Here is a 17483-nt window from a genome sequence, read left to right as displayed (position 1 = left end):
GACCCCTAGTCCCATTCCAGGCCGCCACGACGCCAGACGTAGGCGTAGGCGACGAAGACGGTGAGCGCGAAGAGGAGCATCTCGACGAGCCCGAACAGTCCCAGGGCGTCGAAGCTGACCGCCCAGGGATAGAGGAAGACGATCTCGATGTCGAAGACGATGAAGAGCATCGCCGTCAGGTAGTACTTGATCGGGAAGCGGCCGCCACCGGACGGATGTGGCGTTGGCTCGATTCCGCATTCGTACGCTTCGAGCTTGGCCCGGTTGTAGCGCCTGGGGCCGATGAGCGTGGCCATGACCACGGAGAAGATCGCAAAGCCTGCCCCGAGGGCTCCCAGTACGAGGATGGGCGCGTAAGCGTTCACCGTCCTCGCTCCCTTCAGTCGACGATGACTGGATGGCGGTCCGCTCGGGCTCGACTACCCCAGGTGATCGCGGATATGTGAGGCAGTTCACAAGCCCGATGCCCGCATCTTATGCCCGTCGGTCTGTGATCTGCGACACGGGGTAAGCCAACGCCTTTGTGATCTTCACCACCTGACGAAGGATCATGAAGTCGGACGACCCGCGCACCCCGCACACCAAGCGCGCAAGTGATCACCAGAGGTGACATTGGTCGGGGTTACCGCTGGTCAGCACGGTGGTTTCATTATCAAGAAGCCTGTCACACAGGCAAATTGGTGCTGGACGGACGTCAACTGCTATACGCGCGGCGGTCGTAGACGTGATGCGGCCGTGACCCGGTCGTGATCGTCGGCGCGTGCTCGCGTTCACGAGCGGTGGCCGGATTTGTAGGGCGGCGGGGGCGGTTGGGGGCGGCGCGCGAACCGACGGCCGGTCACGGGAACATAACGGACACTCACGAGTGACCTATCCCACGCGTTTTGGAGCCATAAGACCTTGACGGCCGGGAAGCCTTGGCGTGGCGGATCAAGAAGTGGTAGGCGCCCCCGGAGGCCGCGCTCGCCGCCAAATGCCGTGCGTAGGAACATGATCACGAAATTCGGACATCGCGTCAGCTCCGCGCCGGCTGACGAAAAGTCCGTTTTATTCGCCAGGTGCACGTCAAGTGTGGTGCACCCCACCTTTGTTGGCAGCAACCATCGGCTCCTGATAGCCGTGGTGCCATGTCCCCGAACGCACTCATACCCAGCCACCGGAAGCCCCGCCGCTCCGCGTCCTCGCGGGCCCTGCGTGCGGGCGTGACCGGTGGCTTCCTCACCCTCGCGGTGACCGGCGCGACCGTGCCGGCCAACGCCGCTGAGAAGCCCGTCTCCGAAACCCAGGAGATGCCCACCATCACCGCGGCGCTGGCCACCAGCGCCGCCAAGAGCGCCGACGCCGCCCAGCAGGCCGCGTACAACTACGAGCGGCAGGCGCTCCAGGACGCCACGGAGGCCAAGGCCGACGAGGCCGCGGGCAAGGCGAAGGCCGCCGCGGAGAAGAAGGCCAAGGCCGAGGCCGAGGCGAAGAAGGCCGCCGAAGAGGCCCGCCAGGAGAAGGAAGCCGCGCAGGCCCGCGCCTCCCGCTCCGAGACGCGCAGCGCACTGAGCGCCGTCTCCGACTCCTCCTCCTCATCCTCGTCGTCGCACGCGACCGGCAGCGCCGCCTCCCTGGTCTCCTTCCTCAAGTCCCAGCTCGGCAAGGCGTATGTGCTCGGCTCCAGCGGCCCGTCCTCGTACGACTGCTCCGGCCTGACCCAGGCCGCCTTCTCGCAGATCGGCATCGACCTGCCGCGCGTCTCGCAGAGCCAGTCGACCACCGGCACCCAGGTCGGCCTCGGCAACCTCCAGGTCGGCGACATCCTCTACTGGGGCAGTGCCGGCAGCGCCTACCACGTCGCCGTCTACGTCGGGAACGGCAACTTCATCGGCGCCCAGAACCCGAGCACCGGCATCGTCGAGCGCCCGCTCAGCTACGACATGCCCACCGGCGCGGTGCGCGTCCTCTGACACCACCGCGGCGCCCTCCAGCGCGCATAACGGAACCGCCCCTTCCCCGCTCGGAAGGGGCGGTTCCGTTATGCACCCGAAGGGTCAGGTATCCGACGGGTCGGGTACCCAACGGGTCATGTCCTCAAAGGGTCAGGAGAGTTGACCTGAACCGGGACACGGCGGGTGATCCGACGCCCCGGGCCACCCGCCCCCTGTGCGGGCAGCCCGGCCACGGCCGCGACGCCGGCCTACCAGCCCGCGCCGGCCCGACTGCCGGGTCGGGGCGCTGAGCCGGTTGAACCGGCCCGTCAACCCGACCATCAGGACCAGCGCCGCCAGTTGACGCTCGTCGAAGTGGTCGGCGGGCGCCGGCGCGGCCCGCTCCTCGTCGTTGAGGTACGGAGCGCGCGCGGAGAACGTGACAACGGGCCGGCCCCCGGGGAGGGGGCCGGCCCGTTGACAGCGGGGCGCGACGGCGCATGTGGAGGCGGACGCGTGCGAGAGGGGCGGGCGCCCCGCCTCGTCACGCCTTCGGCGCGACCTTGCTCAGCCCGTTGATGATCCGGTCCATCGCGTCGCCGCCCGTCGGATCCGTGAGGTTGGCCAGCATCTTGAGCGTGAACCGCATCAGCAGCGGATGCGTCAGCCCGCGCTGGGTGGCGATCTGCATCACCTTCGGGTTGCCGATGAGCTTCACGAACGCCCGGCCCAGCGAGTAGTAGCCGCCGTAGGTGTCCTTGAGGACCTTCGGGTAGCGCTGCAGCGCCAGCTCGCGCTGGGCGTAGGTGGCCCGCGCCTGCGCCTGGACGATCACCTCGGCCGCGATCGCGCCGGACTCCATGGCGTACGCGATGCCCTCGCCGTTGAACGGGTTCACCAGCCCGCCCGCGTCGCCGACCAGCAGCAGGCCCCTGGTGTAGTGCGGCTGGCGGTTGAAGGCCATCGGGAGGGCCGCGCCGCGGATCGGCCCGGTCATGTTCTCCGGCGTGTACCCCCAGTCCTCCGGCATGGACGCGCACCACGCCTTGAGGATCTCGCGCCAGTCCAACTCCCGGAAGGCGGAGCTGGAGTTGAGGATTCCGAGGCCGACGTTGCTCGTGCCGTCGCCCATGCCGAAGATCCAGCCGTAGCCCGGCAGCAGCCGGTCCTGCGCGCCGCGGCGGTCCCACAGCTCCAGCCAGGACTCCAGGTAGTCGTCGTCGTGCCGCGGCGAGGTGAAGTACGTCCGCACCGCGACGCCCATCGGCCGGTCCTCGCGCCGGTGCAGTCCCATCCCGAGCGACAGCCGGGTGGAGTTGCCGTCGGCGGCGACCACGATCGGGGCGTGGAAGGTCGCCGGCTCCTTCTCCTCGCCCAACTTGGCGTGCACGCCGGTGATATTCCCGGTCAGCTCGTTGACGATCGGGGCGCCCACGTTGCAGCGCTCGTAGAGCCGGGCGCCGGCCTTCTGGGCCTGCCGGGCCAGTTGCTCGTCGAAGTCATCGCGCTTGCGGACCAGTCCGTAGTCCGGGAAGGAGGCGAGTTCCGGCCAGTCGAGCTGGAGCCGGGAGCCGCCGCCGATGATGCGCAACCCCTTGTTGCGCAGCCAGCCGGCCTCCTCGGAGATGTCGATGCCCATCGCGATCAACTGCTTGGTGGCGCGCGGGGTGAGCCCGTCGCCGCAGACCTTCTCGCGCGGGAACGCGGTCTTCTCCAGGAGCAGCACGTCCAGGCCGGACTTGGCGAGGTGGTAGGCGGTGGCCGAACCGGCGGGCCCGGCACCGACGACGATCACATCCGCGCTGTGCTCCGATCGGGGTGTGGTCACGGACTCGGTCACGGACGCGGACTCGGTCACGGCGTTGTCTCCCGGAAGTCGGTATCTGGCTCTGGCTCTGGCGCTTCGGAGCCCCGTCGCAGTCTATGAGGGCCGCGCTGATCGGAACCTGAAGGGTTGTCCCCGGACGTCCGCGGCCCCGGCGCCGCACCCCGCGGCCCGCTCACCCCCAGTAACCCGCCGCCTACGGAATTGACGAAAAACTGTCCGTCCGCGGCGCATCCATCGCCGCGTTCTGAGTGTCTCAAGAGTCAGCGGCACGCCCATGTGGCCGCAACGCAGGGGTATTTGGAGCATCCACTTTGAAAATCGGCATCAAAGGCATCAGGGGCATCAAGGACATCCGGCGCGCTTCCGCCGTGGCCGTCACCACCGGAGCCGTCCTGACCGCCGGGGCGTTCGGCTCCCAGGCGCAGGCCGCCGCCCTCCCGACCCCCACGATCACCGCCGCGGGCGGCTTCGTGATGAACAACGGCACCGGCTCGACGCTGTTCGCCAAGGCCGCGGACACCCGCCGGTCCACCGGCTCCACCACCAAGATCATGACGGCCCGGGTGGTGCTGGCCCAGAAGAACCTCAACCTGGATTCCAAGGTCACGATCCAGAAGGCGTACAGCGACTACATCGTCAACAACAACTGGGCCTCGTCAGCCCACTTGATCGTCGGCGACAAGGTGACGGTGCGTCAGCTCCTTTACGGGCTGATGCTCCCGTCCGGCTGCGACGCCGCCTACGCGCTGGCCGACAAGTTCGGCGCCGGCTCGACCCGCGACGCCCGGGTGAAGTCGTTCATCGGCCAGATGAACACCACCGCCAAGAACCTCGGGATGAAGAACACCCACTTCGACTCGTTCGACGGAATAGGGCGTGGCACGAACTACTCGACGCCGCGCGACCTGACCAAGCTGGCCAGCAACGCGATGAAGTTCTCCACCTTCCGCACGGTCGTGGGCACCACGTCCACCAAGCAGAAGGTCACCACGAGCAACGGCGGCTACCGCTACATGTCGTGGACCAACACCAACAACCTGCTCAGCAGCTACAAGGGCACCATCGGCGTGAAGACCGGTTCGGGCCCGGAGGCCAAGTACTGCCTGGTCTTCGCCGCCACCCGCGGCGGCAAGACCGTCATCGGCACGGTGCTCGCCTCCCCGAACCTGAACAACCGCACCGCCGACGCCAAGAAGCTCATGGACTACGCCTTCAAGAAGTAGCCAGCGAACAGGCCGGCCACCACTCGCCGGCCACGCCGCCATAAGCCAGAGGGCCCGTCCGCACCTGCGGACGGGCCCTCTGCACACCATCTCGATCTCTCCGAGCGCACGCGCCCTTCGGGCCCCTCGCCCCCTTCGGCGCCTCGATGAACGTTCGGCGCCTCGATGAACGGCCGACTCGGGCCAACTCGGGCCGGCTCATTGGCTCGACTCGCCGGCCGGCTCGGCTCTTGCCGGTGCGGACACGCCAGTTGGCTTGACTCGGCCCTCGACCGGCGGGGCCCGCACTCACGGCCGACCGTCCGTCCCAACCCGCGGCAGCCCCGCCTCAACCCCCGCCCGGCTCCGGCCCACCCGCGCCCGGCTACCGGCTACCGGCTACCGGCTACCGGCTACCGGCTACCGGCTACCGGCTACCGGCTACCGGCTACCGGCTACCGGCTACCGGCTACCGGCTCAGTCTCGGCGCCCGGCCTCGGCTCGGCGCCCCGCCTCGGTAGGTGCGGCTCAGCCTTCCTCGGGCTGCGGCTTGACGCCCCGGTGCAACGCCACGATCCCGCCGGTCAGATTGCGCCAGGCGACCTTGGTCCAGCCCACGCCCTGGAGCCGGGCGGCCAACTCGGGTTGGTTGGGCCACGTGCGGATGGACTCCGCGAGGTAGACGTACGCCTCCGGGTTGCTGCTGACCGCACGGGCGACCGGCGGCAGCGCCCGCATCAGGTACTCGGTGTAGACGGTCCGGAACGGCGCCCAGGTCGGCTCGCTGAACTCACAGATCACCACCCGCCCACCGGGCTTGGTGACGCGGTACAGCTCGGCGAGCGCCGCATCGGTGTCCTGGATGTTCCGCAGCCCGAAGGAGATCGTGACGGCGTCGAACACCCCGTCCGCGAACGGCAGCCGAGTCCCGTCCCCCGCCGTGAACGGCAGCCACGGGCGCCGCTTCTTGCCCTCCCCCAACATCCCGACCGAGAAGTCGCACGGCACGACGTACGCCCCGTTCTGCGCGAACGGCAGCGAGGAGGTACCGGTCCCGGCCGCGAGATCGAGCACCCGCTCCGCGGGCCGCGCGGCCACCGCGCGGTCCACCTCCCTGCGCCAGAGCCGCGCCTGGCCCAGCGAGAGCACGTCGTTGGTGAGGTCGTACCGCGCCGCCACGTCGTCGAACATCGCGGCGACTTCGTGCGGCTGCTTGTCCAGGGATGCTCGGGTCACCCGGCCATTGTCCACCGTGCCGAGACGGCCCCCGGCACCGGGCGTCCCGACCGGCCCGCCACCCGGGCTGCCATCCGGCCCACACCCCGGGCCGCTCCCCGGGCCCGCCTGCACCGTCCCCCGGGCCGCCCAACCCTGCGGGTGACCCGCCTGCCCGACGGGTCCCGGGCGGTCTGCCCCGCGGGTACCGGGCGAACCCGGCAGGTCCCGGGCGAAGGAGTTGGCCAGAGTTGGCCAACTCTGGCCAAGCGAACGGAAGTGACTGGCCAAGCGAACGGAAGTGATTGGTCGGGGACGGCCGTCATGCCCCCCTCTGACATTCCGGGCGGTCTAGCGGTGCGCAGTGCATCGTGAGCGGCCGGGCGACGGCCGTCCCCGCGAACATGATCCTTCCGGCCTGAATCGCCCACTCCGCTTCCGTTGACACCGCCCTGATGCACAAACGGCGCGCCCTGACGCGTTCTTGACACCCGCATGCGCCCCCGCGCTCTTCACTCCCCTCCCGCGTCCACCACTCCCCCACACACCTCAACGCCTCCCGCTCGACGCCTCCGGTCCGCCTCTCCGCCTTCCCCACTCCGCTCTCCGCCCACTCTGCGTCTTCGAGGTCCTGCACCGGCACCTGTGCACTTCGAGCCGCCTGCTGCACTTCTGCACCTGCCCCTGCACCTGCTTCGGACGCCCGCACAGGATCTGCGTGCCCGCCCCTGCGCAGGCCCTGCGCGCCTGCCGCTCTACCTCAGGAACCCCGCGCCGCGCGCCTGGTGCACGTCCGGCTCGCTCTCCCCGCGTCGCGCCGCCGCCTCCTCTTACTCCGGCAACGATTACGGAGCGTGAAGCGTTCCCAACTTCGTTACGGAGTGCGAAATTGGTGCGGCGGAGCGTGATGAGTGCAGTGGTGGTGATGGTGATGGTGGCGGGGGTGATGGTGGCGAGAGGCGTGGGGAAGTGCGGGTGTGTGGTGGTGTGGTGCGTGTGGTGCGGGGTGGTTCAGCGGCGGCGGTGGAGGAGGCGGCCGGCGAGGACGGTGGCCAGGCAGGTGCCGTCCGGGGCGAAGACGGCGAAGTCAGCCGGGGCGCCGGGGGTGAGGCGGCGCGGTGCGCCCTGGGGCGCTCGGGCGGGGGTGACGGTTTCGCGGAGGCCGGAGCGGTGGACCGCCGTGCGGACCGTGGGGCGGGTGAACGGGCCGGCGAGGCTGGTGGTGCCGGCGGCCAGCAGGCGCTGGAGGCCGCGCCGGGCGCTGGCACCCCAGCGGGCCTCGGTCATGGGGAGGGCGGCCAGCGCCGCGCCGGTCAGCGGCTCGGTGCCCAGTTCGGCGGCCTCGCGCGGATCGGGGTGGTAGGCGGCCTCCAACAGCGCCGCGCCGTCCGGTTCGTGGCGCCCCGGGGCCAGCGTCCCGTCCCACTCCCGGACCCGGGCCGTGCCGTAGGCCGCCGCCAGTTCCTCGTACGGGCCGACGGCGGCCAACCGGTCGCCGTCGACGACGACCGCGTACCCGAGGAGCGGCTCGGCGTCCTCGGCGGCGGTGAGCCGGACGGCTCGTACTCGATGCAGCGTCAGCATGGGCTTCCCGTGACCATGGGTTCTCGCGGCCAATTGGCGGGTCCCCGTGGCCGATTGACGGTCTGGGTTCAGATGTGCCCGGTCCAGATGCGTCCGATTCGGATGCGTCCAGTCCAGATGCGTCCGGTTCGGATGCGTCCGGTTCGGATGCGTCCGGTTCGGATGCGTCCGGTTCGGATGCGTCCGGTTCGGATGTGGCGTGACCCGCGGAGTGGCGTGGGATGACGGTGACGTGACCGGCCGCGGGCGGGCCGGCGGCCGGACGTCACCAACCGCAGCCGCACGCCAACCGCAGCCGCACGCTAACCGCAGTCGATCACCAACCGCGGCCGTCCACCGGCCAGTTGGAGGTCGGAGACCTGATCCGCCGGCCGGTCGGTAGTCAGTTGGCGTCGATGAGCTTCAGTTCCGGGTGGGCGGTGCCGCCCTCGATGGCCGTCGAGGAGAGGTGCGAGACGACGCGGTCGTCGACCGGGTCGTTGGCCGGGTCGTCGTGGACGACCAGGTGCTCGTACGTCGTCGCGCGCTGCGCCGGGACCCGGCCCGCCTTGCGGATCAGGTCGATGATCTCCTGGCGGTTGGAGCGGTGCTTGGCGCCGGCCGAGGAGACCACGTTCTCCTCCAGCATGATCGAGCCGAGGTCGTCCGCGCCGTAGTGCAGCGACAGTTGGCCGATCTCCTTGCCGGTGGTCAGCCACGAACCCTGGATGTGGGCGACGTTGTCGAGGAAGATGCGCGCGATCGCGATCATGCGCAGGTACTCGAAGAGGGTCGCCTGGGTCTGGCCCTTCAGGTGGTTGTTCTCGGGCTGGTAGGTGTACGGGATGAAGGCGCGGAAGCCGCCCGTCCGGTCCTGCACGTCGCGGATCATGCGCAGGTGCTCGATGCGCTCGGCGTTGGTCTCGCCGGTGCCCATCAGCATCGTGGACGTGGACTCCACGCCCAGGTTGTGCGCCGCCTCCATGATCTCCAACCAGCGCTCGCCGGACTCCTTCAGGGGCGCGATGGCCTTGCGGGGGCGCGCGGGGAGGAGCTCCGCGCCGGCGCCGGCGAAGGAGTCCAGGCCCGCGGCGTGGATCCGCTGGATCGCCTCCTCGATGCTCACCCCGGAGATCCGGGCCATGTGCTCGACCTCGGACGCGCCGAGGGAGTGGATGACCAGTTGGGGGAAGTCCTTCTTGATGGCCGCGAAGTGCTTCTCGTAGTACTCGACGCCGTAGTCCGGGTGGTGACCGCCCTGGAACATGATCTGGGTGCCGCCCAGCTCGACGGTCTCCGCGCAGCGCCGCAGGATGTCGTCGAGGTCGCGGGTCCAGCCCTTCTTGGTGTCCTTGGGCGCGGCGTAGAAGGCGCAGAACTTGCAGGCCGTCACGCAGACGTTGGTGTAGTTGATGTTGCGCTCGATGATGTACGTCGCGATGTGCTCCGTGCCGGCGTAACGGCGGCGGCGGACGGCGTCGGCGGCTTGGCCCAGCGCGTGCAGCGGCGCGGAGCGGTACAGGTCGAGCGCCTCCTCGGGGGTGATGCGGCCACCCTGTGCGGCGCGGTCGAGTACGGACTGGAGGTCGGCGTTCTCGGTCACCGGGGTGTCCCTTTCGGAGGCTGACAGTTGGCACTGACAAGTCGGACTGAAGGCGTGAACCAGCGTACGCCAGGGGTCTGACAACGTTGCTGGCGGCCGGTCCGCGGGCGGCGGCGACGCCGTCAGCCGTCGCTCTTGGTCAGGGTCGCCTTCGGGGTGCCGCCCCGTTTGTCGTCCGAGGCGAAGGTGAGCGTGCCGTTGGTGCCGAGGGTGTAGGTGACGGTGGAGGTGTTGCCGGTGCAGCCCGGCCCCTGGGTGCCGTCGGGGCTCTCCTGGAGCACCAGTTCGCGGGCGGTGGCCGACAGCAGTTTCGCCTTGGCCTGGCAGCGCACGAGCAGCGCGTCGTAGGTCGTCCGTACGACGACGTCGCCCTTGTTGCCGGCCGTGATGACGCTGGAGACGGTGCCGTTGGGGATGCCGTTGGCCATGGTGACGGATCCGTTCCAGGTGCCCAGGAAGGTGTGCGGGACGCCGCGGCCGGCGCCTTGGGCGGGTGGGGAGGGCAGGGTGGAGGGGCGGTGGCCGGACGGCGGTTCGGCGGCGCTGCCGCCGCCCCCCGGCCCCTTGAGCACGCCGAAGAGCACCCCGGCGGTGGTGGCGACCGCCAGCGCACCGGCCACCGAGAGCACCAGGGTGCAGCTCATCCTCCGGGACCGGTCCTTGCCGCCGAGCGCACCACTGAGCGCGATCCGCCGCTCCCTGGGGGCGGGCACGGCAGCCCGGGAGGGTGCGGAGCCGGTCGGCAGGTCGGCGATGTCCGAGGGGGACGCGGACGAGGGCGCGGCACCGGGCACGGCCTGAGGCGAGTACGCGGACGGCGGCGGGGGCGCGGCCGCGGCGCGCGGAGTACCGGCCTCGGGCCAGGCGGCCTGCGGAGGCACGGCCGGCGGCACGGGGCCCGCCCCGGTTCCCGGCCCGGTAGGCGCGCCCTTCCCAGGTGGCGCGTCCCCTCCTCCCTGCACCGGACTGTCGAACGGGATCAGCCCAGAGGCCGTCCCGGATGCGGCTTCTGTATCCGAAGCCGTCCCGGATGCCGCCCCCGCCCCACCCCCGTACGAGGGGTCCGGTGGCCCAAATGCCCCTCCGGGCGCCGCAGTTCCCGCCAACGGGCCGGAGGCGTCCGGGCCGCCCGCATCCGGGCCGCCGGCGCCCGAACCGACGGCACCCCGCCCAACTCCCCCTGCTCCAAAGGCCCCGGCAGCCCCCGTAGCCCCCTGACCCCCATCCCCCGCATCGAGATCCAACAGCGCCACCGCCTGCCGGCTGACCTGTTCGACGAGCGGGCCGGGCAGCCATCCGGCGCGCACCAGCGCGGCCGCGCCGGCGCTGCCCGTGAGCCGGGCCGCGACGGCTTCCGGGGCGGGCCGCCGGGCCGGGTCCTTCGCCAGACAGGAGGTCACCAACTCGCGCAGCGCGCCGGTGAGTTCCGGGCCCAGCTCGGGTTCCTCGTGCACCACCTTGTAGAGCAGCGCGGCGGTCGAGTCCCCGGGGAACGGGTTGGTCCCGGTTGCCGCGAACGCCAGCACCGCCCCCAGGGAGAAGACGTCGGCGGCCCCTTCCGCACCGTTGCCGAGGATCTGCTCGGGCGCCATGTAGCCGGGCGAACCGACCGAGGCCCCGGTGGAGGTCAGCGAGACGGTGCCGTCCGTTGCCCGGGCGATCCCGAAGTCGATCAACCGGGGCCCGTCGAGCGTCAGCAGCACGTTGGAGGGCTTGACGTCCCGGTGGACGAGCCCCAGCGCGTGCACCGCGGTCAACGCCTCGGCCAGGCCGGCGCCCAGGGCCCGTACGGAGGGTGCGGCGAGCGGGCCGTGGTCGGCGATGACGCGCGTCAAGGAGGGGCCGGCGACGTAGCCGGTGGCGACCCAGGGGACGGCGGCGTCGGGGTCGGCGTCCAGGACGGGCGCGGTCCAGGCGCCGCCGACCCGTCGCGCCGAGGCGACCTCGCGCCGGAAACGGGCCCGGAACTGTTCGTCCGCGGCGTACTGGGCGTGCACCGCCTTCACCGCCACGGTGCGGCCGCCCGCGCTGCGCCCCAGGTAGACGCGGCCCATGCCGCCCGCCCCCAGGCGGCCGAGCAGCCGGTATCCGCCCAGGACCCGTGGGTCGTCCGCGGCCAACGGTTCCATGGCGCCTCCCCCTCCAGACGGCAGCCCTCAGCTTATGACCGAGTTCATGCCGGGCCCCCGAAACCGAGAACCCGCTTTCCGCATCAAACAGGGCACAAGCCGGTCATCGGCCCCTCGACCCCGCCCAGGGCCCGTCCATCGGGAGAACGCCCATGCATCACACCCCCGGGGACCGCCCGTACGACCCGCGCCGGCTGTACCGCAGCCCCCGCCGCGGCCTCATCGGCCGTACCCGCCGCACCCGTTCATGGGACGGCCGGTCGGCCCGCCCCCGGTGGCGGATGTCCTTCCTCACCGGCCTGGTCGCCGTGCTCGGCCTCTGCGTCTACCCCGCCGTCAAGTACCTGGACGTGCTGAACGACACCGGTGAGCCGATGTCGTTCAGCCGGTCGCTGCCCGAGGGCGTGCCCGGCCCGGCGCCGGCGGTCGCGTCGGACCCGGCCGTCCGGATGCCGACCGGCCCGCGGGCCGACTTCCGTACGGCGGCGACGCTCGGCGACGGCACGAAGATCGGCGTCACCACCCTGCGCGGCGAGAAGTCGGGGTTCACCGGAGAGGTGTGGGTCTGGGCGCCGAAGGAGTACTACGAGGACCGCTACCGGAACAGCGCCTTCCCCGTCCTGATCGCCCTCCCCGGCAGCTACGGCTTCCCCGTCAACTACTGGAGCAGCCCTCAGCTCAAGCTCCAGAAGACGGTCACGGACCTGGCGGCCCTGGGGCGCGGCAGGCCGTTCATCGTGGCGATGCCGGTCCTCAATCCCGGCAAGCGCTACTACGACGGCAGCGACATCCCCGGGCAGCCGAAGATGGGCACCTGGATGTCCGACGACGTGCCCGACCTGGTCAGGGCCAACTTCCGGACGTTCACCAGCCGGGACGGGTGGGCGTTCATGGGTTCCTCGTCCGGTGGTTTCGTCGCCCTGAAGCAGGTCCTGGCGCACCCGGACCGCTTCAAGGCGGTGATCGCCAGCGGCCCGGACACCCGCCCGGACTCGCCCCTGTGGCGGGGCCACGAGGCGGCGAAGCGGGCCAACGACCCCGAGTGGCTGGCGCAGCGCCTGGCCGCCCGCCCCGGTGCCCCGGACGTCTTCATCCAGTTCCAGATAGGCACGCAGGAGGGCGGCCGGGCCAATCTGGAGCGGTTCGTGCAGCGGTACGCCAAGGGGCCGGTCCACGCCCGGGTGCACGTCATCGAGGGCGGCGGCCACAACGCCCGCAGCTACGTCCGCGGGATGCGGGACGCGAGCCTGGAAGCCGTCAGCCGGGTCCTGCGCGGCCCGACGCCGACGCCGTAGCCCCGCAAGCCGCCGGCCGCGCCCCGAGGCGGCCACCGGCCCGCTACGGCCGCGCGCCGGCCCGCTCGGCCGCCAGCAGCTCCACCGCCACATCGGCCGGGAAGCCGGTCGTCGGTCCCACCCGGCGCGCGAACTCGGTGACGCCGCCCAACTGCTCGGGCCCGAACCGGAAGTCCAGCGTCGTGAAGTACCGCTCCAGCACTTCCGCGTCGAAGTGTTCCCAGCGGGCGGCCTGTTCGGCGACCTTGCCGACCTCCTCCAGCGACAGGTCGCGCGAGGCCAGGAACGCCTCGTGCACCTGGTGGACGACCTCCGGCTCGCGCTCCAGGTAGTCGCGCCGGGCCGCCCAGACCGCGAAGACGAACGGCAGTCCCGTCCAGTCCTTCCACATCTGGCCCAGGTCGTGGACGTCCAGGCCCAGCGCGGGCCCGTCGTGCAGGTTGGCGCGGAGCGCGGCGTCGCCGATCAGCACGGCCGCGTCGGCCTCCTGCATCATCAGCCCGAGGTCCGGCGGGCAGGTGAAGTAGTCGGGCCGCACGCCGATCTTCTCGGCGAGCAGGAGCTGCGCCAGCCGGACGGAGGTCCGGGACGTCGACCCGAGGGCGATCCGGGCGCCGTCCAGTTGCTCCAGCGGCTTCTGCGAAACGATCACGCAGGACATGACCGGCCCGTCGCAGCCGACCGCGAGGTCGGGGAAGGCGACGAGGTCGTCGGCGGCGCGCAGGAACTCGACGAGGGTGATCGGTGCGATGTCGAGCTCCCCGCGCACCAGCCGCTCGCTGAGCTTCTCCGGGGTGTCCTTGGTGAGGTCCAGGTCGAGGAGGGTGCCCGTACGGGCCAGGCCCCAGTAAAGGGGCAGGCAGTTCAGGAACTGGATGTGGCCCACCCGCGGCCGGCTGCGACGGTGGTCGGCGTCGGCTCCCACGGGTGCGTCTCCGAAGGTTGAATTGTCCACACGCGGAGGCTAGACCCGCGGCTTCCGCCGGCGGACGCCGGGGGCCCGGTGTGGCCTTTCCTTCCCCCGGCCAAACGTGATCTTTGGCTCTTCCGCCTTCGGAGCGCACCATGCTAGGCTCAGGCCAAGTTGCAGTTTGGTTTCCCTTGCAGTACAGAGCCTGCGGAGCATGTGACCGCAGGCTTTTGTAGTTTTCAGACTTCTTTGCAGGTTCTGGAGCAGGGCAACCCTTTGGCCCAAGGAGGGCTCATGGCTACCGGAACCGTCAAGTGGTTCAACGCTGAAAAGGGCTTCGGCTTCATCGCCCAGGACGGCGGCGGCCCGGACGTCTTCGTCCACTACTCGGCGATCAACGCCACCGGTTTCCGCTCCCTTGAGGAGAACCAGCAGGTCACCTTCGACGTGACCCAGGGCCCGAAGGGCCCGCAGGCGGAGAACGTCTCCCCGGCCTGAGCTAACCGCTCCGGCTTCTCCTCTACAAGTCGATAAGTAGTACCCAAGGAGCCCCACTCCGCTTCGGCGGAGAGTGGGGCTCCTGCCTTTTGTACAGCCTTTCGTAGCCACACCGCCCCCGCGCCGAAAAATGAATACCTCGTGAATATTGGGCGCCCGGCGCCCGCGACCGGCGCACCGGCGACTCCATCCGCCACCCGGCGCCGCCCCCTTCCGGCACCCCGCCCTCACCCGCCACCGGTCCCCCTCGCCGGGAACGGAACGCGGAATTCCCCTCCCCCGAGAGCCCTCGGAAATACCCCGCACCAGCAAGTTCGGATTGCGGATTTCCAGGATTCCGGTGCCGGAAAACCACCGCCATTCCCACCCCGAGCCACCCCGCCACCGCCCTGGCCTGCGCCCTCCCCGCCCCGGGCGCCCCGATCCACAAATTCGACCAGTCCCGGAAAAACCGGACCCGCTCTCGCCTTCACACCCAACCCTTCACCACGATCACGGAAAGTGGTCACGCGGCCACATGACAAGTCCTACCGTGGGCAGAATGAGCGAGAACATGCCCCCGCAGAAACCCTGTCCGGACTGCGGCGGCGCGGGCACCGTCGAGTGGGAGACCCCTGGCGGCCACAAGGTCACCACGCAGTGCTCCGGCTGCGCCGGCACCGGAACCGTCCTGGCATAGAGGAGGGAGGCCATGGCGGCCTTCAGCAGAAACGGCAAGCCGGTCGGCCTGGACGCCCAGTACGTCGGCAGGCTCCCGTGCGCCGCCTGCGGATTGCGCCCGATGAAACTGCCCGGCCGGGAGGGCGGCGTGTGCATTCCCTGCTATGCGGAAGAACGGGCGGCGGCGGGTCGACGGGCCGCATCGGCCGGCGCGTGGGTCGCGGCCAGCTTCGTCGGCGACCCGTGCCTGGCCTGCGGTTCGCGTTCCGTGGACGCCAACGGATGGGCGTTCTGGTGCAACTCCTGCCAGATGCAGACAGCGGTGGCGCTGCCCCCTCGTTAGGAACCCGTCAGAAAGCAGGCCCCGTGCCACCTCCCCCACAGAGGTGACACGGGGTTCCAGTTTGACGCGCGAAGGCCCCCGGCTCCAGAGCCAGGGCAACCCCTTTCGTCAACGCGCCCCATCTCACAGCGGACCGCGACCTTGGAGCGGAAACCGGCGACCAGGACCGTCCGTCCCACGGCCGGAGAGCCGTCGACGGCGCAGGCCGACGGCCAGCAGACCGACGGGACCCGCCGGCGGGCAGTCGGCAACGACAGGAGATCACGAAGCCCCCCCCCCGCCCACCGGACGGCGCCCGCCCCCGCCCGACCGCACCGAAGGGAACGCCCCCTCACCCCCCGGCGGCCCACCGCTCCCCCGCCATCAGCCGCCCCAGCCCCACCCACGCGAAGTTCATCAGCGTCGTCGCCGCCTCCTTGGCCGTCGGCGGCGCGCACTCGCCCGCGTAGCCGAACGCCGAAGTCCCGTCGGCCGTACGGGCGTTGGCCCACTCGGCGAGCGACTCCGCGGCACCGACGAGGGCGTGCGCCAGGCCCGCCACCTCGCGGTCGGCCAGTTCCCCCACGCACCCCGCCTCCTTCGCGGCGGCCGCGATCAGCCCGGTCACGAACCGCACGATCTCCGCCCGCGTCGCGGCCACCTCGACCGCGAACGGCTCCCCCTGCGTCCGCGCCTGCTGGTGCAACACCGCCCAGCCGTCCGGGTGTTCGGCGGTGTGCGCGAAGAATCCGATCAGCCCGCTCCAGAGCTGTCGGTCGGCGGCGGCCCCGGGCTCCACGGCCGCGGTCACGGCCGCCATCAGGGCGGCCGACTCGCGCCGGATGACGGCGCTGAACAGGTCTTCCTTGGAATTGAGGTAGAGGTAGACCAACGGCTTGGAGACGCCGGCGAGTTCGGCTATCTCGTCCATGGAGGCCGCCCGGTACCCCCGTCGGGCGAACGTCCGCACCGCGGCGTCCATCATCTGCTGCTCCCGTATGGCCCGCGGCACCCGCTTGCTCTTGGCAGCTCCCACCCTGAAGCCCCTCCATCGTCCCGCCCCCGGCACGGCATTGACCGCCGAGTAAGTTTACGATCTTCGTTTTCCGGACCCTCCTTGGTTGACACGATGCGGCCATAACGAGACGATACGGTTCGTTACGCATTGATCGCGTAGCGCGCAACGCAACTCCCGCAGCCACCGGGCCCACCCAGCGCGGCCCACCCGCCCCGCCCCCGGAGGTCCCCATGCCGCAGCCGCCCCACCAGCCACACCCGCAGCGCCGCCACGAGCAGACGACGGCGGAAACCGAACAACCCGGCGCCGAGGAACGCTTCGTCGACGCCGCCCCCGGCATCCGGCTCTGGACCGAGCAGCGCGGCCCCGCCGACGCGCCCCCGCTGCTGCTGGTCATGGGCGCCCAGGCCACCGGCGTCGGCTGGCCGGAGCCGCTGGTGGACGCGCTGGCCGCGTACCACCGGGTGATCCGTTACGACCACCGGGACACCGGCCGCTCCACCTGGTCGTTCGAGGAACGGCCGTACCGGATCGCGGACCTCGCGGCCGATGTGGTCGCCGTGCTGGACGGGCTCGGCATCGAGCGGGCGCATCTCGTCGGGATGTCGCTGGGCGGCATGCTCGTCCAGATGGTGCTCGCCGACCATCCGGGACGGCTGCTCAGCGCCACCCTGATCGGCACCTGCGCGCTCAGCGCCGCCCCGTACACCCGGCCCGACGGCGGCACCGTCCCGGTGGCGGAGCTGCCGGGCGTCGCCCCGGAGGTGCGGGAGCTGTGGGCGCGCCCGGTGGTGGACCAGGGCGAGGAGGCCGAGATCGCGCGCCGGGTCACGCACTGGCGGGCGCTCGCCGGTGGTCAACTGCCGTTCGACGAGGGCTACTTCCGCGCGCTGGAGCGCCGGGTCATCGCGCACACCGGGCACCACCACGTCGGCACCGCCCACGGTCGTGCCGACGACGGCGGGATGCTCCGCACCGACGCGCTGGCGCGGAACGCGGTGCCGGTGCTGGTGGTCTCCGCGCCGGCCGAGCCGGTGTTCCCGCCGCCGCACCCGCAGCACCTCGCGCAGGCGATCGGGAACGCCGCGGTGGTGGAGGTCCCGGGGATGGGGCATGCCCTGCCGCCGGAGACCCACCGTCCGCTGACGGACGCGATCGTGACCCACACCGGGGCGCAACGGGGCGCGCGGTAAGCGCTGGCGCACAACCGGGCCGCGGCAAAGCCCCGTTGCGTGAGCCAGCGGGACACCGCAGCGCCCCCGCGGCCCGTAGGGAGAACGGGCCGCGGGGGCGCTGCGGTGAACTGCGGGGAAGGGGCAGGTACGGA

The 17483-nt window shown here is 71.1% G+C and carries 14 protein-coding genes and 1 pseudogene; 7 read left to right on the top strand and 8 right to left on the bottom strand.

The features are described from left to right. Positions 1-5: 5 nt before the first annotated feature. Complete coding sequence (locus PV796_RS21735) at positions 6-365, bottom strand: NADH-quinone oxidoreductase subunit A (protein WP_067349851.1); 360 nt, start codon at positions 363-365, stop codon at positions 6-8. A 762-nt stretch (positions 366-1127) separates the two neighbouring features. Here PV796_RS21735 and PV796_RS21730 point away from each other — a divergent pair. Further along, positions 1128-1952, top strand: a complete 825-nt coding sequence (locus PV796_RS21730) for a C40 family peptidase (protein ID WP_274914996.1) — start codon at positions 1128-1130, stop codon at positions 1950-1952. Between the two features lie 505 nt (positions 1953-2457). Here the strand turns inward: PV796_RS21730 and PV796_RS21725 are convergent. Then, a pseudogene (locus tag PV796_RS21725) lies at positions 2458-3834 on the bottom strand (geranylgeranyl reductase family protein); the annotation flags it as partial. Positions 3835-4052: 218 nt separating this feature from the next. Between PV796_RS21725 and PV796_RS21720 the strand changes: the two are divergent. Further along, positions 4053-4964: a D-alanyl-D-alanine carboxypeptidase family protein gene (locus tag PV796_RS21720; RefSeq protein WP_274914994.1), complete on the top strand. Its 912-nt coding sequence runs from the start codon at positions 4053-4055 to the stop codon at positions 4962-4964. A gap of 507 nt (positions 4965-5471) precedes the next feature. Here PV796_RS21720 and PV796_RS21715 read toward each other — a convergent pair. From PV796_RS21715 to PV796_RS21700, 4 genes are all read right to left on the bottom strand, one after another. Further along, positions 5472-6179: a demethylmenaquinone methyltransferase gene (locus PV796_RS21715; RefSeq protein WP_274914993.1), complete on the bottom strand. Its 708-nt coding sequence runs from the start codon at positions 6177-6179 to the stop codon at positions 5472-5474. A gap of 990 nt (positions 6180-7169) precedes the next feature. After that, positions 7170-7742, bottom strand: a complete 573-nt coding sequence (locus PV796_RS21710; RefSeq protein ID WP_274914992.1) for an imidazolonepropionase-like domain-containing protein — start codon at positions 7740-7742, stop codon at positions 7170-7172. Between the two features lie 382 nt (positions 7743-8124). Next, complete coding sequence (gene mqnC, locus PV796_RS21705; protein ID WP_274914991.1) at positions 8125-9324, bottom strand: cyclic dehypoxanthinyl futalosine synthase; 1200 nt, start codon at positions 9322-9324, stop codon at positions 8125-8127. Between the two features lie 122 nt (positions 9325-9446). After that, complete coding sequence (locus PV796_RS21700) at positions 9447-11453, bottom strand: serine/threonine-protein kinase (protein WP_274914987.1); 2007 nt, start codon at positions 11451-11453, stop codon at positions 9447-9449. 152 nt (positions 11454-11605) lie between these two features. Here PV796_RS21700 and PV796_RS21695 point away from each other — a divergent pair, with 152 nt between their 5' ends. Continuing rightward, positions 11606-12748, top strand: coding sequence for an alpha/beta hydrolase (locus PV796_RS21695; RefSeq protein WP_274914986.1), 1143 nt, complete (start codon positions 11606-11608; stop codon positions 12746-12748). Between the two features lie 43 nt (positions 12749-12791). On the opposite strand, the gene PV796_RS21690 is transcribed toward PV796_RS21695, so the two are convergent. Further along, positions 12792-13703 carry a menaquinone biosynthetic enzyme MqnA/MqnD family protein gene (locus PV796_RS21690; protein ID WP_274914985.1) on the bottom strand — a complete coding sequence of 304 codons (912 nt, stop codon included), beginning with the start codon at positions 13701-13703 and terminating at the stop codon, positions 12792-12794. Between the two features lie 249 nt (positions 13704-13952). Here PV796_RS21690 and PV796_RS21685 point away from each other — a divergent pair, with 249 nt between their 5' ends. The 3 genes from PV796_RS21685 (at position 13953) to PV796_RS21675 (ending at position 15159) form a co-directional block, all read left to right on the top strand. Then, positions 13953-14156 (top strand): cold-shock protein, encoded by a 204-nt coding sequence (locus PV796_RS21685; protein ID WP_274914984.1) that lies wholly within the window; start codon positions 13953-13955, stop codon positions 14154-14156. A 541-nt stretch (positions 14157-14697) separates the two neighbouring features. Then, positions 14698-14835: a hypothetical protein gene (locus tag PV796_RS21680; protein WP_158690127.1), complete on the top strand. Its 138-nt coding sequence runs from the start codon at positions 14698-14700 to the stop codon at positions 14833-14835. Between the two features lie 12 nt (positions 14836-14847). Further along, positions 14848-15159 (top strand): hypothetical protein, encoded by a 312-nt coding sequence (locus PV796_RS21675; protein ID WP_274914983.1) that lies wholly within the window; start codon positions 14848-14850, stop codon positions 15157-15159. Positions 15160-15490: 331 nt separating this feature from the next. Here PV796_RS21675 and PV796_RS21670 read toward each other — a convergent pair whose 3' ends face one another. Then, positions 15491-16174: a TetR/AcrR family transcriptional regulator gene (locus PV796_RS21670; RefSeq protein WP_274914982.1), complete on the bottom strand. Its 684-nt coding sequence runs from the start codon at positions 16172-16174 to the stop codon at positions 15491-15493. A gap of 212 nt (positions 16175-16386) precedes the next feature. Between PV796_RS21670 and PV796_RS21665 the strand changes: the two genes are divergently transcribed. Then, complete coding sequence (locus PV796_RS21665; protein WP_274914981.1) at positions 16387-17349, top strand: alpha/beta fold hydrolase; 963 nt, start codon at positions 16387-16389, stop codon at positions 17347-17349. The last annotated feature ends 134 nt before the right edge of the window (positions 17350-17483 follow it).

Origin of the sequence: Streptomyces sp. WZ-12 (assembly GCF_028898845.1) — a bacterium.
Classification (GTDB): domain Bacteria; phylum Actinomycetota; class Actinomycetes; order Streptomycetales; family Streptomycetaceae; genus Streptomyces.
Note: the sequence above shows the minus strand (reverse complement) of the source record. Positions and strands in the feature narration are given on the sequence as shown.